The 14,704-nt window shown below is 70.5% G+C and carries 14 protein-coding genes and 1 pseudogene; 9 read left to right on the top strand and 6 right to left on the bottom strand.

The annotated features are described in order from the left end of the window. Window positions 1–56 precede the first annotated feature (56 nt). From ABGB21_RS13655 to ABGB21_RS13635, 5 genes are all read left to right on the top strand, one after another. The gene (locus ABGB21_RS13655) at window positions 57–284 is read left to right on the top strand and encodes an acyl-CoA carboxylase subunit epsilon (RefSeq protein WP_347652978.1); all 228 of its coding nucleotides are present in this window, start codon (window positions 57–59) and stop codon (window positions 282–284) included. Between the two features lie 102 nt (window positions 285–386). Further along, window positions 387–839, top strand: coding sequence for a hypothetical protein (locus ABGB21_RS13650; RefSeq protein ID WP_347678029.1), 453 nt, complete (start codon window positions 387–389; stop codon window positions 837–839). 1 nt (window position 840) lies between these two features. After that, entirely contained in the window at window positions 841–2,274 is a 1,434-nt protein-coding gene (locus ABGB21_RS13645) for a hypothetical protein (RefSeq protein ID WP_347678027.1), read from the top strand. Beyond that, entirely contained in the window at window positions 2,271–3,413 is a 1,143-nt protein-coding gene (gene mycP / locus ABGB21_RS13640; protein WP_347678025.1) for a type VII secretion-associated serine protease mycosin, read from the top strand. Before ABGB21_RS13645 ends, mycP begins: the two co-directional genes overlap by 4 nt. A gap of 70 nt (window positions 3,414–3,483) precedes the next feature. Beyond that, on the top strand, window positions 3,484–4,197 hold the full coding sequence (locus ABGB21_RS13635) for a Maf family protein (protein ID WP_347678023.1): 714 nt from the start codon (window positions 3,484–3,486) through the stop codon (window positions 4,195–4,197). A gap of 22 nt (window positions 4,198–4,219) precedes the next feature. Here the strand turns inward: ABGB21_RS13635 and ABGB21_RS13630 are convergent, their stop codons facing one another. From ABGB21_RS13630 to ABGB21_RS13615, 4 genes are all read right to left on the bottom strand, one after another. Further along, window positions 4,220–4,495, bottom strand: a complete 276-nt coding sequence (locus ABGB21_RS13630) for a hypothetical protein (RefSeq protein WP_347652984.1) — start codon at window positions 4,493–4,495, stop codon at window positions 4,220–4,222. A gap of 73 nt (window positions 4,496–4,568) precedes the next feature. Then, complete coding sequence (locus tag ABGB21_RS13625; RefSeq protein WP_347652985.1) at window positions 4,569–5,333, bottom strand: ABC transporter permease; 765 nt, start codon at window positions 5,331–5,333, stop codon at window positions 4,569–4,571. A 56-nt stretch (window positions 5,334–5,389) separates the two neighbouring features. Next, a complete protein-coding gene (locus ABGB21_RS13620) occupies window positions 5,390–6,346 on the bottom strand; it encodes an ATP-binding cassette domain-containing protein (protein ID WP_347678021.1) in 957 nt (318 codons plus the stop codon). Between the two features lie 111 nt (window positions 6,347–6,457). Continuing rightward, window positions 6,458–7,147 carry a PadR family transcriptional regulator gene (locus tag ABGB21_RS13615; RefSeq protein ID WP_347652987.1) on the bottom strand — a complete coding sequence of 230 codons (690 nt, stop codon included), beginning with the start codon at window positions 7,145–7,147 and terminating at the stop codon, window positions 6,458–6,460. 407 nt (window positions 7,148–7,554) lie between these two features. Here ABGB21_RS13615 and ABGB21_RS13610 point away from each other — a divergent pair, with 407 nt between their 5' ends. Both ABGB21_RS13610 and ABGB21_RS13605 read left to right on the top strand, forming a co-directional pair. Beyond that, complete coding sequence (locus ABGB21_RS13610; RefSeq protein WP_347678019.1) at window positions 7,555–9,327, top strand: biotin carboxylase N-terminal domain-containing protein; 1,773 nt, start codon at window positions 7,555–7,557, stop codon at window positions 9,325–9,327. A gap of 52 nt (window positions 9,328–9,379) precedes the next feature. Continuing rightward, window positions 9,380–10,819 (top strand): GuaB1 family IMP dehydrogenase-related protein, encoded by a 1,440-nt coding sequence (locus tag ABGB21_RS13605; protein WP_347652989.1) that lies wholly within the window; start codon window positions 9,380–9,382, stop codon window positions 10,817–10,819. 64 nt (window positions 10,820–10,883) lie between these two features. Here the strand turns inward: ABGB21_RS13605 and ABGB21_RS13600 are convergent, their stop codons facing one another. Next, window positions 10,884–11,531, bottom strand: a complete 648-nt coding sequence (locus tag ABGB21_RS13600; RefSeq protein ID WP_347678017.1) for a TetR/AcrR family transcriptional regulator — start codon at window positions 11,529–11,531, stop codon at window positions 10,884–10,886. 89 nt (window positions 11,532–11,620) lie between these two features. Between ABGB21_RS13600 and ABGB21_RS13595 the strand changes: the two genes are divergently transcribed. Together ABGB21_RS13595 and ABGB21_RS13590 are read left to right on the top strand one after the other, a co-directional pair. Continuing rightward, a complete protein-coding gene (locus tag ABGB21_RS13595) occupies window positions 11,621–12,070 on the top strand; it encodes a DoxX family membrane protein (protein ID WP_347652992.1) in 450 nt (149 codons plus the stop codon). A gap of 183 nt (window positions 12,071–12,253) precedes the next feature. Then, a complete protein-coding gene (locus tag ABGB21_RS13590; protein ID WP_347678015.1) occupies window positions 12,254–13,243 on the top strand; it encodes a BtrH N-terminal domain-containing protein in 990 nt (329 codons plus the stop codon). Window positions 13,244–13,289: 46 nt separating this feature from the next. On the opposite strand, the pseudogene thrS reads toward ABGB21_RS13590, so the two are convergent. Further along, window positions 13,290–14,501: pseudogene (gene thrS, locus ABGB21_RS13585) on the bottom strand (threonine--tRNA ligase); the annotation flags it as partial. Window positions 14,502–14,704 lie beyond the last annotated feature (203 nt).

The following is a 14,704-nucleotide window of genomic DNA, read 5'->3' as shown; positions in this document are numbered from 1 at the left end:
CTCGCGGCACGCCTATCTGAGACGTCCGCCAACTCAGGCAACGTACCCTGAACCCCATGGCTGACGAGAAACCGCTGCTCCAGGTGGTTCGAGGCACCCCGACCGCCGAGGAACTGGCCGCCGTGGTCGGCGCTCTCCTGCTACATCCCCGAGCTGCCACACCGGTCAACTCCGCCGCCGTGTCAACCTGGGCCCGGCACGGCCGCCCCGGTACGGTGTCCCCGTCCGGCCTGCCGACCCGTACCGGCCGTGACGCGTGGCGGGTCTCCGGCCTCCCCCACTGACGGCACCGGGTCACCGCTCCCCATGCCGTTTTGGGGCTGCCAGGGCTGGCCCCCACCCACTAACCTGAACGTGGGGCAGTACGTAGCACCTGGGGAGAACACGTGATACCTGACGAAGACCGTGGCCCAGCCTGGCTGCGGGACTACGGCGGATCCATCGAAGCCGACATCCAGCGGATGGAACAGTTCGCCAAAGAGCTCATGGCCGAGGTGCAGAAGAACTACGTACCGCACATGGAGCAAGTCCACAGCGACATGAATCCCAACCTGCCGACCCCGATGGGCTTCGCCGAGCTGTACGAGTTCATGCAGGCCCACCGGATTGTCCAGCAGGACACCTCGGACCGGATCTGGGAAATCGGTGATGGCACGGGTCGCATGGCGACCGCCGCCGAGACGGTGAGCAAGAACTACGGCAACGCCGACGCGTTCTCGCACGCCCGGGTGACCGAGGTCGAACGGGCCCTAGACCAGAGCGGAGCGGGCGCGCCCCCGACGCCGGGCAGCGAGACCGTGCCGCAGGCATCGGGCAACACGTACAGCACGGGGGGTTGAGATGCTTGACGCGGGTGGCGGCGGCGGATACTCCGGCTCGACCAACTGGTACAACTACAACACCCCGAACATGTGGAGCACGTTGGCCAACCAGGACACCGAGCCGTACTGGGAACAGGTCAGCGCCTGGAAGAAAACTGCCGATCTCAGCCTGATGCATCTGTCACGCCTGAGGCAGTACCGCGATGGGCTGGCCGAAGCCTGGCCACCGGAGAAGAACGAGGCCGCCCGAGCGTACGTCGAACGCCTCGACTACCTCATCGACGTGGTGCAGGGCGTCTACGACACGTCAAGCAGTAACCACCAGACGCTGTCGAACATCACGCTGGCTATTGGCGAAGCCCGACGCAACCTCGAACCCATCGTCCGGGAATACGAGGAGAAGCAGCGGGCGAAGAAGGAGTACGAGGACACCAACCCGCTGCTCGCCATCTTCAAAGACGAGGTGAAGCAGTCGGACCTGGACGAGGTTGACGCCAAGGCCCGCAGCATCATGTATTCACTGAGCGGCGAACTCGCGGGCGCGCAGATGCGATTGCAGAAGCCGCCGGTTTACGAGAAAAAGACTAGGATCGATGAGTCTGGCGATCCTAGCAGCGGCGGAATGGGCACTTCAACCCCTCCCATCCTGCCACCGGTGGTACCTATGCCGACAGGCGGAGGCAACGCCGCCTACACCTCTTCACCGACACCTGCCATCCACACCGTTGTGCCGACGCAACCGCCACCGGGTGTCGGGCCGGTTCTCGGTAGTACGGGAACGCTGACACCACCAACCGTCTCACCGACGCCGTCGCCGATCATCACGCCTTCACCGACGCCTACTCCTGGGCCTGGCCTCCCCGGGCCGTTCCCGCCGCCCAGCACGGGATTGCCGCCGGGCCCCAAGCCACCGGGTCTACCGCCAACCGGTTATCCCAACTCGTCGAATCTGGGCCCCGGAACAGGCGGACCCAAGACCGGTCTCGGTACCAGTGGGGGGTTGACCCCACGCGCGATGCCGCCCGGCGGAATGATCGGCGGATCGCCGGGAGCAGGGCTGGGACAACCAGCTCCCGGCGCTAACGCTGCACGACGGATTAACCCGATCGGCGGTGTCATCGGTGGTGGAGGCGCTGGTGGAGGCGCTGGTGGCGGCGCGGGCACAACGCCACTCGGCGGGGCCGGTCAGCGGCCGGGCATGGGCGGTGGGATGCCAGCCGGCAGCACCGGTCGTCCGGGAGCTGGCGCAGGACGCACCCCGATGGGTTCCGGTCAGAACTTCGGAATGCAGCCAAGCAGTCGCACCGGCGTTCAGAAGCAGGATGAAGAAAACAGCCAGCACTGGGATCCCGACAACCCCTGGGAAACCGATGAAGGCGTCGCCCCGGTCATGATGCCCTCCAGGCAGAACAACCGGATCGATCCGGGCCCTGCGATCGGCTACAACCGGTGATCGTACGCACGACCCGCGCGGCCGTGGCGCTCCTCTGCGCCACGGCCGTCGCCGTCCTACCCGCCACCGCAGCTCAGGCCGATCAAATCCGCGACGATCAGTGGCATTTGCGCTACCTCAAAATCAGCGAAGCGCACAAGACAAGCCAAGGAAAAGGCGTCACCGTCGCCGTCATCGACAGCGGCGTCGACCCGCACCCCGATCTACGAAACAACCTTCTATCAGGCATAGACAGCTATCCGGGCGGCACAGGAAAAGGCCAAGCGGACCCTGACGGGCACGGAACTAGAATGGCCGGCCTGATCGCAGCGCACGGCCGCCCGGGAGGTAGGGGCGCTCTCGGAATTGCCCCTCAGGCTAACATCCTTCCCATACGCGATAGCCGATCCCCTAATGACCAGAGCTCAGACGGCATGGCCAGGGGCATTGACTGGGCCGTATCGCATGGCGCGAGAGTAATCAGCATATCCACCACTGCGGGCTCTACAACCGAACTGCGCGAATCAGTTGCAGCGGCAATCCAGGCTGACGTGGTAGTTGTGGCTGGGACGGGAAATCGCGGCATATTGGTTGGTTTCCCCGCCGCATATGAAGGTGTTGTAGCCGTTGCCGCAACAGATCGGAACGGAAACCACGCCGACTTCTCCGTTACCGGTTCCAAGGTTGTGATTGCCGCGCCCGGAGAGGACATCCTCAGTACGGTGCCTGGCGGCAGGTACCTGAGTCGATCTGGGACCTCGTCATCCACGGCCATTGTGGCGGGGGCGGCCGCTCTCATCCGGAGTAAGTATCCGGACCTGTCGGCGAAAGAAGTCGTACACCGGCTGACGGCGACCGCTGACGACAAGGGTGCGCCAGGACGCGACGAGGAGTACGGCTACGGCGTACTCGACATCGTGGCCGCGCTGACCGCGGACGTACCGCCGCTGGAGGGTGACGCGCAGCCGACCGGAGCCGCCACCCCGGAACCGACCCGGACCAGCGACGCCGCACCGGATGGCGGCAACGCGAGCAACGTTTTCACCACCGTCGCCCTGGTCGGATGCGCTGCCGTCGTCCTCTTCGCACTGCTGATCACGTTCCTGATCATCATGTTGGTACGTCGCAGGAAGCCGCCCGCCCCCAGAGCCCCCTACTGACGGTCGACAACGGGACGAGTCCCGCCCGCCCGGCCGAGGCGCGCCGAGCGGGCGGGTAGCGTAGGCCGCCGTGGGTACGACAATCCGGCCGCGCCTGGTGCTCGCCTCGGCGAGCCCGGCCCGACGTAAACTCCTGCAAGCCGCCGGCATCGAGCCGGAAGTCCTGGTCAGCGGGGTCGACGAATCACAGGTCGACCACTCGACCCCGGAGGCGCTGAGCCTCACCCTCGCCCGGCTGAAGGCACAGGCGGTCGCCGACCGGCTCGACCCGTCCATCGCCGGAGCAACAGCCGGCAGCAGCGGCAACAACACGGGAACCGGCGGCAACGGCATAGAAACCCGGCAACCGCGCACGCTGGTTCTCGGCTGCGACTCGGTGCTCGCCTTCGACGGGGAGATCCTGGGCAAGCCCGCCGACGCCGACGAGGCGATCCGCCGCTGGCGGAACATGCGCGGCCGCAGCGGCGTACTGCACACCGGGCACAGCCTGGTCGATCTGAACACCGGCCAGGAGGTCGGCCGGGTCGCCGGCACCGCCGTACACTTCGCCGCCGTCACCGACGACGAGATCGAGGCGTACGTGGCGACGGGCGAGCCACTGTACGTCGCCGGCGCCTTCACCCTCGACGGTCTGGGTGGCCCGTTCGTCGAGCGGATCGACGGGGATCCGGGGACCGTCATCGGGCTCTCGTTGCCGCTGCTGCGCGGCATGCTCGCCGAGTTCGGCGTACGGATCACCGACCTCTGGACCGCCGGGGGCGCCGGGCCGAACGGCTCGCGCTGAGACTGAAGACAGCGGAGCCCGCTCAGCGGGGCGCGATCCGCCGCAGGCAGGCCACGTGTCCCTGGATGTCGATGGTGACGACCTCCCAGCCCTGGCTCTCCAGCAGCTCCACCGCGGAGAGCAGTTCGTCGGCCGGGCCGTTGTTGCCGGTCCCGAACCGGTAGCCGGCGCTCCCCTTCCGCCATACGGAGGAGAACGACGGCGTCAGGTAGATGTACCGGAGCGGGTAGCCGTGCAACGACACTCTGCCGGTCAGGAGGTCGTTCGCGACGAAGATCCGGGGTGGGCGGGGCTGCATGGATCAAGGGTGCCAGTACCCCGCCACCACCCGTGCATGCCCCCGGCCACCCCGGACCGTCTGGATTCAACGGTCAGCGGACGCTGCGGGCGAACTCCCGGGCCGCCCAGGTCACCGCCAGTACGGTGATCACCGTCATGATGCCGAGCCCCTGCCAGACGGCGTCGTTGCCGAGGTCTCCGGCGAAGAGCGCCCGAGCCCCGTCGACCGCCCAGGAGAACGGGTTCCAGTCCGCGATGCCCTGCAGCCAGCCGGGTGCGCCGGCCAGCGGCAGCAGGATCCCGGAGAGCAGCAGCACCGGCTGGGCGATGGTGTTCATCAACGGTGCCAGGGCGTCCTCGCTCTTCACGACCAGGGCGATGCCGTACGACAGGGCGGACGTCATCAGCGCGATCAGGGCCAGCATCAGGTACGTCAGCAGCAGGTCCAGGATGAACACCGTCAGCCCGAAGCCCAGCGCCAGCAGGGTGATGATGATCGCCTGGGCGATCAGCGAGACCACGTCCCGCAGGGAACGGCCGAGCAGCAGGGCCAGCCGGCTGACCGGAGTGACCCGGGACCGTTCGATGACTCCGGCCCGTAGTTCGGCGATCAGGCCGAAGCCCTGGAAGAGGCCGCCGAAGATGGCGAGCAGCACCAGCAGCCCGGGCACGAAGATCCGGTACGCCTCGGCGTTGGTGGTCACCCCCAGGAAGCCGAGGGCCGGTTTGAGCAGCGGGGCGAAGAGCAGCAGGTACATCACCGGCTGGAAGATGCCGACAAATAGCCAGACCGGTTGGCGAACGAGCAGCAGGAACTGGCGTTGGAAGATCAGCCAGGTGTCACGGGCGAACTTCATCAGGGTCTCCTGGTAGCAGCGGCCGGGGCGGGACCGGCGGGAGGGTAGGGCGCCGGTCAGGACTCGCGCAGCGAACGCCCGGTCTTGGTGAGGAAGACGTCGTCGAGGCTGGGGCGGTGCAGCTCGATGGAGCTGAGCGTGACGCCGGCGGCGTCGAGGCAGCGCAGGATCTGCGGCATGTCCTGGGAGCCGTCGTTGACGTAGAGGCGTACGACACCCTCGTCGGTGGTTTCGAGTCGGCTGACGTACGGCTCGGTTTCCAGGGCCTTGGTGGCGGCGGACGCCGCGCCCTCGATGGCGACCAGCACCACGTCGCCGGAGATCTCCCGTTTCAGTTCTGCCGGTGTCCCCTCGGCGACGATCTCACCGTGGTCCATGATGGCGATCCGGTCGCAGAGCGCGTCCGCCTCGTCCAGGTAGTGCGTGGTGATGAAAACGGTCATCCCCTCGTCGCGTAGCCGGCGGATCTCGTCCCACATGTGGGCGCGGCTCTGCGGGTCGAGGCCGGTGGTCGGCTCGTCCAGGAAGACGATCTTCGGCTCGTGGATGATGCCGAGCGCGATGTCGACCCGGCGGCGCTGACCGCCGGAGTACGTCTTGCACTTGCGGTCCGCGTACTCGGTGAGTTGGAACGCCTCGAGGGCGCGGACCGCGCGCTGCTGCGCCTCGGCCTTGCCGATGCCGTACATCCGGGCCTGGAGGACAAGTTCCTCGCGGGCGGTGGACTCGTCCCAGGTGCTGCCGCCCTGGGCGACGTAGCCGATGCGGCGTCGCACCTCACCGGGCTCGGTGCGCAGGTTGGCGCCAGCGACGACCGCTTCGCCACCGTCCGGTTCGATGAGGGTGGCGAGCATCCGCAGCGTCGTGGTCTTGCCCGCGCCGTTCGGGCCGAGGAAGCCGAAGATCTCGCCTTCGGCGACCACGAGGTCGACACTACGGACCGCCTCGACCGTCTTCTGCGTTCTGCCCTGTCGGGACCGGAACGACTTCCGTAGCCCCTTCGTTTCGATCATGCCTGCTCCTGGTTGGCCGGGCCGGCGTCCCGCCGACCGTTCCCCCGGGGCCACGCCAGCCGGCGCCCACCCCACGCGTGAGGGCAGGCTAACGCGATATAACTTCGTTAGTCAACGTTGATTATTACTTGTTGGCCCGTCCGGCTCATCGCCACGCACGGAGGTCGACCGGGGCTGCCCGGTCGGCCAGGTGTTATCGGCGTCGAGCTCGTCGAACCGCTCCCAGCCCGGGAAGCTCTGGTACTCCTCCGGCAGGTAGGACACCCCGGCGTCGATCAGGTCGGCAATCCGCTCGCACCAGTCGATCTCGCCCCTCATCCGGGCGATCGCCAGCTGCCACATCCAGCTCACGTGGATCGGCTTCCCCTGCCGCATCCAGCCCGACTCCATCGCGGCCTCGAGGCTCTCCACCTCGGCCCGCAACAGTCGGGCCCGGTTCCGCAGCGCCGCCGACGCCTCGTCCCGGGGCAGCGCCGGCAGGAAGGAGAAGGCGACCGAGAACGGGTCGACCACCTGGGCGAGACCCCACCACTGGGCCCGCAGCAGCCCCTGGAACTCGTCCTCGCCCTTGGGGGTGACCTCGTACGTGACCCGGGTCGGCCGGGCCCCGACCTGCTCGGTCGCCACCTCCCGCAACAGCCCCTCCTCGGCCATCTTGCGCAGGGCGTGGTAGATCGAGCCGGGCTGGACGTTCGCCCACTTGTCCGCACCCCAGCTCAGCAGCTCGCGGCGGACGTCGTAGCCGTGCACCGGTTGCATCCACCGCACCAGGCCGAGAATCATCATTCGGGTACTTGACACATGGTGAAGCGTAATAACCAAACTTGACTAACGGCGGGCCAACACCCCGGCCGGCGGCCGGGAGACCTCGGCCACACCCGTCCGATGACGCCGTACCCCAGCCGGCGGCAACGCGTCCGGTCACCGACAATGTCCTGGCAAACCGCGCCGGACGCCCGGCGACCCCGGAAGCCGCCCCGCCACGGTGACTGTACCCAGCCACCATCGCACGGGTGGCCGTCCGCGACCCGCGCCCGGCGCGGCCCGCCGTCCCGGCGGCCCCGCCAGGAGCGGGCCGCAGCAGGAGCGGTTCGCGAGCCGAGCCGTCCGCAACAGGAGCGGTCCGCGAACAGGATCCGTGACAGGAGCGGTCCGCGACACAGGGATCCGCGACAGGAGCGGTCCGCCAGACGAGGAGGAGCAGCCGCGTGCGCAAGGTACTCATCGCCAACCGGGGCGAGATCGCGGTCCGGGTGGCCCGGGCCTGCCGGGACGCCGGTCTGGCCAGTGTCGCCGTCTACGCCGACTCCGACCGGGACGCACTGCACGTCGCCGTCGCCGACGAGGCGTACGCGCTGGGTGGCGAGACGGCGGCCGAGACGTACCTGCGGATCGACAAGCTCCTCGACGTGGCCGCCCGGGCCGGCGCGGACGCCGTACACCCCGGGTACGGCTTCCTCTCCGAGAACGCCGACTTCGCGGCGGCGGTGATCGACGCGGGCCTGACCTGGATCGGGCCGAGCCCGCAGGCGATCCGCGACCTCGGCGACAAGGTCACCGCCCGGCACATCGCGCACCGGGCCGGCGCACCGCTGGTCCCCGGCACCCCCGACCCGGTGAACGGACCGGACGAGGTGCTCGCCTTCGCGGTCGACCACGGGCTGCCGGTGGCGATCAAGGCCGCGTTCGGCGGCGGCGGTCGGGGCCTGAAGGTGGCCCGGACCATGGAGGAGATCCCCGCGCTGTTCGAGTCGGCGACCCGGGAGGCGGTCGCCGCGTTCGGGCGGGGCGAGTGTTTCGTCGAGCGGTACCTCGACCGGCCCCGGCACGTCGAGGCGCAGGTCCTCGCCGACCAGCACGGCAACGTGATCGTGGTAGGCACCCGGGACTGCTCGCTGCAGCGCCGGCACCAGAAGCTGGTCGAGGAGGCGCCGGCGCCGTTCCTCACCGACGAGCAGCGGGCCCGGATCCACGCCAGCGCCAAGGCGATCTGCCGGGAGGCCGGCTACCACGGCGCCGGCACCGTCGAATACCTGGTCGGGGTCGACGGCACCATCTCGTTCCTGGAGGTCAACACCCGGCTGCAGGTCGAACACCCGGTCACCGAGGAGACCGCCGGCATCGACCTGGTCCGGGAGCAGTTCCGGATCGCGGCCGGCGAGAAGCTCCGGTTCGACGCCGACCCCACGCCGCGCGGCCACTCGATCGAGTTCCGGATCAACGGCGAGGACCCGGGCCGCAACTTCCTGCCCGCCCCGGGCGCCATCACCGCGCTGCGGCTGCCCACCGGCCCCGGGGTACGGGTGGACACCGGCGTCACCGCCGGTGACGTGGTCGGCGGCAACTTCGACTCCCTGCTCGCCAAGGTGATCATCACGGGCGAGACCCGGACCGAGGCGCTGGAACGGGCCCGCCGGGCCCTGGACGAGATGGTGGTCGACGGCATGGCGACCGCGCTGCCGTTCCACCGGCTCGTCGTCCGGGACCCGGCCTTCACCGACGCGCCGTTCCGGGTGCACACCCGGTGGATCGAGACCGAGTTCGACAACACGGTGCCGGCCTTCACCGCGCCCGCCCCGGCCGCCGAGCCGGCCCCGGCCCGGGAGACCGTCGTGGTCGAGGTGGCCGGCAAGCGGCTGGAGGTGAGCCTGCCCGCCGGCTACGGCACGGGTACGGCGACCGGCGCCCCGGCCGGCGCTGGCGCTGCCCGACGGCCCGCCCGCCGAGCCGGCAGGTCCGGTACGACCGGCGGCACCGGTGCTGCCGGCGGTGACGCGCTGACCTCGCCGATGCAGGGCACCATCGTCAAGATCGCGGTAGCCGACGGTGACACCGTCGCCGAGGGTGACCTGGTCGTGGTGCTGGAGGCGATGAAGATGGAGCAGCCGCTGCACGCACACAAGGCGGGTACGGTCAGCGGGCTGACCGCCGAGGTCGGCGCGGTGCTCACCGCCGGCGCGACCATCTGTGTGATCAAGTGAACGGCTGCCGTACCCGGCCACCGGGTGGGTACGGCTCGGGCATGATTGCCGGGTGCGGTTTCTCAGCGGTACGACACCCGGCCAGGATCTGACCTACAACGACGTGTTCCTGGCGCCGGTCCGGTCGGCCGTGGAGTCCCGGCTCGACGTCGACCTCTCCACCGGCGACGGGACCGGAACCACGATCCCGATCGTGGTGGCGAACATGACGGCGGTGGCCGGCCGCCGGATGGCCGAGACGGTGGCCCGGCGCGGCGGCCTCACCGTGCTGCCGCAGGACATCCCGATCGACGTGGTGACCGAGGTGATCTCCTGGGTCAAGCGGCGGCACCTGGTGCACGACACACCGATCACCCTCGGCCCGACCGACACCGTCGGTGACGCCATCCACCTGCTGCCGAAGCGGTCGCACGGCGCGGTGGTCGTGGTCGACCCGGACGGCCGGCCGCTCGGGGTGGTGACCGAGGCGGACACTGTCGGAGTGGACCGGTTCGCCCAGCTCCGGCACGTGATGTCCACCGAGCTGCACACCGTACCGGCCGAGGCCGATCCCCGGGCCGGCTTCGACCTGCTCTCCCGGGGACGCCGCCGACTGGCGCCGGTGGTCGACGTCGAGGGCCGGCTGGTCGGGGTGCTGACCCGGCAGGGGGCACTGCGGGCCACCCTCTACCGCCCGGCGCTGGACAACAAGGGCCGACTGCGGATCGCCGCCGCGATCGGCATCAACGGTGACGTCGCCGGCCGGGCCGCCGCCCTCTTCGAGGCCGGGGTGGACACCCTGGTCGTGGACACCGCGCACGGCCACCAGGAGCGGATGCTCCGGGCGCTGCGGGCGGTCCGCGCCCTCGACCCGCCGGTGCCGGTCGCCGCCGGCAACGTGGTCACCGCCGACGGCGTACGGGATCTTGTCGAGGCCGGCGCGGACATCGTCAAGGTCGGTGTCGGGCCGGGTGCGATGTGCACCACCCGGATGATGACCGGGGTGGGCCGGCCGCAGTTCTCCGCCGTACTCGACTGTGCCGCGGCGGCCCGTCGACTCGGCCGGCACGTCTGGGCCGACGGCGGGGTACGGCACCCCCGGGACGTCGCCCTGGCCCTGGCCGCCGGGGCCGCGAACGTGATGATCGGCAGCTGGTTCGCCGGCACCTACGAGTCTCCCGGCGACCTCTACACGGACGCGGACGGCCGACGCTACAAGGAGAGCTTCGGCATGGCCTCGGCCCGGGCGGTCAGCGCCCGTACGGCCGAGGACAGCGCGTACGACCAGGCCCGCAAGGCGGTCTTCGAGGAGGGCATCTCCAGCGCCCGGATGTACCTGGACCCGTCCCGTCCCGGAGTCGAGGACCTGATCGACGAGATCGTGGCGGGGGTACGCAGCGCCTGCACGTACGCCGGCGCGGCGGACCTGGTGTCGTTCCACGCCAACGCGCTGGTCGGCGTGCAGAGCGCGGCGGGCTTCACCGAGGGCATGCCGATCCCGACAAGTTGGTGACGAGCGGGTCCTGACGGGCTGGTGGCGAGCTGATTCGGACGGCTGGTGAGTCGCAGCCGGCGGCTCAGGCCGGGTCCCGGGTGCGGTCCGACCCGCCGGGCGTGGGCTCGTCGCGCGTCGGACCGTCGAGTCTGAAGAGCATTCGGAGCACCTCCCGCGCCGCCGCCTCCGGGTCGGGCCCGACCTGGTCGGCGGGGAGCGCGCCGCCGAGCCACAGGGTGGCGAAGCCGTGCGCGATCGACCAGGCGGCCCGGCCGGCCTGGGCTGCGGCCGTGCCCTCGGGTGCCGTCGGCAGGGTGGTGACCCCGGCCTGGAGCGCCCGGCCCGCCCGCTGCTGCGCGGCGACGAGTTCCGGATCGTCGGGATGGAAGAGTTCCGGGCGGAACATCACCTCGAAGTGTGCGCGGTGGCCGACCGCGAAGCGGACGTAGCCGACACCGAGTTCGAGCAGGCTGTCGGTCTGTTCGCGAACCCGGTCCAGGGTCTGGGCGAGCAGTTCGAAGCCCTCGGTGGCGAACGCGGTGAGCAGGCCGGCCTTGTCCCCGAAGTGGTGGGCGGGCGCCGCGTGCGAGACGCCCGCGCGGCGGGCCAGGTCGCGCAGGCTGAGCGCGGACGGCCCCGACTCGTCGATAGCCTCGGCCGCCGCCGCCAGCAGGGTGCGTCGCAGGTCCCCGTGATGGTACGGCCGTCCGGCCGCCTTCGCCTCGGTCATCGCACCAGCATATCTTTCCATTGACAAGATAGCTCGGATGCCGGCAATCTTTACAACGGAAAGTTTCCTCCCCTCGAAGGGACACCCCGATGGCTCCACTGATCGGCCTGCTCGCCGGCTCACTCACCGCCCGGATCATCGGGCTGCTCGGCGTCACCGCCCTGGACGGCTGGCAGCCCGCCCTACGGATCGGGCTGGCCCTGATGTTCCTGCTCACCGGGTACGCCCACTTCGCCGCGTCACACCGCCGGGACCTGATCGCCATGGTGCCGCCCGCACTCCCCCGACCCGCGCTGCTGGTCACGGTGACCGGCGTACTCGAACTGGCCGGAGCGCTCGGCCTGCTGGTGCCGGCCACCGCCCGCTGGGCCGCCGCCGGGCTCGCCCTGCTGATGCTCGCGATGTTTCCGGCCAACGTCTCCGCCGCGCGGCGCGGCCTGACCCTGGCCGGTCGCCCGGTCACCCGGCTCGGCCCCCGGCTCGTCGAGCAGGGCATCTTCCTCGCCGCTGCCCTGCTGGTGGTCCTGCTGCCGGCATGAGCCGGGCAACAAGCTGCCGCGTACCCCTGGCGGGCTGGCGGCCCGAGATGCCGGCGCCCGGGGTCGCACGGTCGGTCGCCGAGCTCGCCAGGTACCGATGCCCCGGGGCGGCGGCCGACCGGGACCCCTAACCTCGATGGGGACCCCGACGACGGCCACAGCGACGACGGAGACGGAGGCCGGATGCTCATCGAGAACGTGGCTTTCCCCGGCGGCCGGCACTGCGAGACCACCACGCTTGGTGCCCTGCTGCGTCACGAGGGTGTCGACCTCTCCGAGCCGATGCTGTTCGGCCTCGGCGAGGGTCTGGGCTTCGTCTACTGGGATGCCCGGAACATGGCCTTCCCGTTCCTCGGCGGCCGTACCAGACCGGCCACGATCACCCGGACCGTCGCCGACCGGCTGGACCTGACGCTGCACGTCCAGGAGACCACCTCACCCGGCAGAGCCTGGCGGAACGTCACCGCCGCCCTCGCCGCCGGACGGCCGGTCGGCCTGCAGCTGGACTGCTACCACCTCGACTACTTCAGCACGAAGGTCCACTTCGGGGGCCACTTCGTCGCGATGTACGGCTACGACGACTCGCGGGCCCACCTGGTCGACACCGCCGAGCAGGGCGGGACGGTGACCACCACGCTGGCGAGCCTGGCCCGGGCCCGGGGTGAACGCGGACCGATGGCCGCCCGCAACCTCTCCTACACCGTCGCCCGCCCCACCGAGCTGCCCGAACTCGGCGACGCCGTCCGGGCGGCCATTCAGGGCAACGCGCACGCCTTCCTGAACCCGCCGATCGCCAACCTCGGCCACCGCGGCATCGCCAAGGCGGCCCGGCAGGTGACCCGCTGGCTCGACCGCTCGACCGACCCCGCCCGCGACCTTCCACTGGCGGCGGCGCTGATGGAACGCGGCGGGACCGGCGGCGCCCTGTTCCGGGCCATGTACCGCGACTTCCTCGCCGAGTGCGCCACGATCGTCGACGACGACGACATCCGTCTCGGTCACCGGCTGTACGCCGACATCGCCCCACTCTGGACCGAGGTCGCCCGACACATCACCGAAGCCGGGCAGACCGGCGACCCGGATCGGCTGATCCGGGCCTCGGCCCTCCTCGACGACCTCGCGGCCCGGGAACACCAGGCCATGCAGGTCCTGTCCGGCGTCCGCCCGCGCTGACCCGCCGGCGACCGCCACGGCCGGCGGCCGACCACGGTGACGCCGCCTACGACAGCTCCGCCGAGCGGTTCCGGACCACAGCGGAGACCAGGGACACCGCGGCGTCGATCGCCATCGGCGGCAGCTCCCGTCCGTCGCGCAGCCGCAACGCCAACTCCCCGACCGCCGCCTCCCGGGCCCCGAGCACCGCCGCGTATGGCACCCGGCGGGCGACCGCGGACCGGACCCGGGACCCGAGCGAGCCGTCCGACACCACCTCGGCCCGCAGCCCCGCCGCCAGGAACGCCCGACGGGCCGCCTCGGCCGCGTCGAACTGCCCGGAACCGACCGGGAGGATCTGCACCTGCACCGACGCGTACCAGGGCGGGAAAGCGCCGTCGTGCACCTCGATCAGGTACGCGACAAGTCGTTCCAGGCTGCCCACCAGACTCCGGTGCACCAGCACCGGTCGGGCCCGTCGACCGTGTCGGTCGGTGTAGGAGAGGTCGAACCGGACGGCTTTGTCGAAGTCGAGCTGGATGGTGGCGAGGGTCTGCTCCCGACCCACCCCGTCCCGGATCTGAATGTCGATCTTCGGCCCGTAGAACGCCGCCTCCCCGACCGCCTCGACGTACGGCACACCGGACAACGCGTCCCGGAGCAGGTTCTCGGCCCGCTGCCACATCACGTCGTCGCCGACGTACTTGTCGCCCGGGCCGCGCAGCGACAGCCGGAACCCGGCCGGCCGTACGCCGAGCGCCGCGTGGGCCACCCGGATCAGGTCGAGGATCTCGGCGACCTCGGCGCCGACCTGCTCCTCGGCACAGAAGACATGCGCGTCGTTGAGCGAGATCGCGCGTACCCGGCTCAGCCCGCCGAGCACCCCGGACCGCTCCGGCCGGTACATCCCGCCCAGCTCGCCGATCCGCAGCGGCAGCTCCCGGTAGGAGCGGCCCCGGGACCGGAAGACCAGGCAGTGGTGCGGGCAGAGTGCCGGCCGGAGCAGGAACTCGTCGTCGTCGCTGAGCCGCAGCGGTGGGAACATGTCGTCGGCGAAATAGCCGAGATGCCCGGAGAGGTGAAACAGCTCCCGTTTGCCCAACGGCGGGGAGTAGACGTGCTGGTAGCCGGCCTGGCGCTCCAGCTCGCGCAGGTACTCCTCGATGCTGTGCCGGACGGCGGCGCCGGCCGGCAGCCAGATCGGCAGGCCGGCGCCGGAGAGCGGATCGGCGTGGAACAGCTCAAGCTCGCGGCCGAGCTTGCGGTGGTCGACCATGACAGTCTCCTGGTTCGGGTACGGCCCGCGCCCCTCCCGTTGGCGGTGGGCGGTGGGCGGTGGGACGAGCCGACCCGGAACACGACGAGGCCCCGGAGCGGATCGCCCCGGGGCCTGTCGACGAAGTGGTGCGTCAGCGCGGCACGCCGGGGTGTCCCGGCGTCGTCGTCATCTGCCCGCTGCGCATGCCCGCCACGCTACGCCGC

It is taken from the genome of Plantactinospora sp. B24E8 (assembly GCF_039871735.1).
Taxonomy (GTDB): domain Bacteria; phylum Actinomycetota; class Actinomycetes; order Mycobacteriales; family Micromonosporaceae; genus Plantactinospora.
The sequence above is the reverse complement of the archived record's forward strand: the minus strand, read 5'-3'. Positions and strand labels throughout refer to the sequence as shown.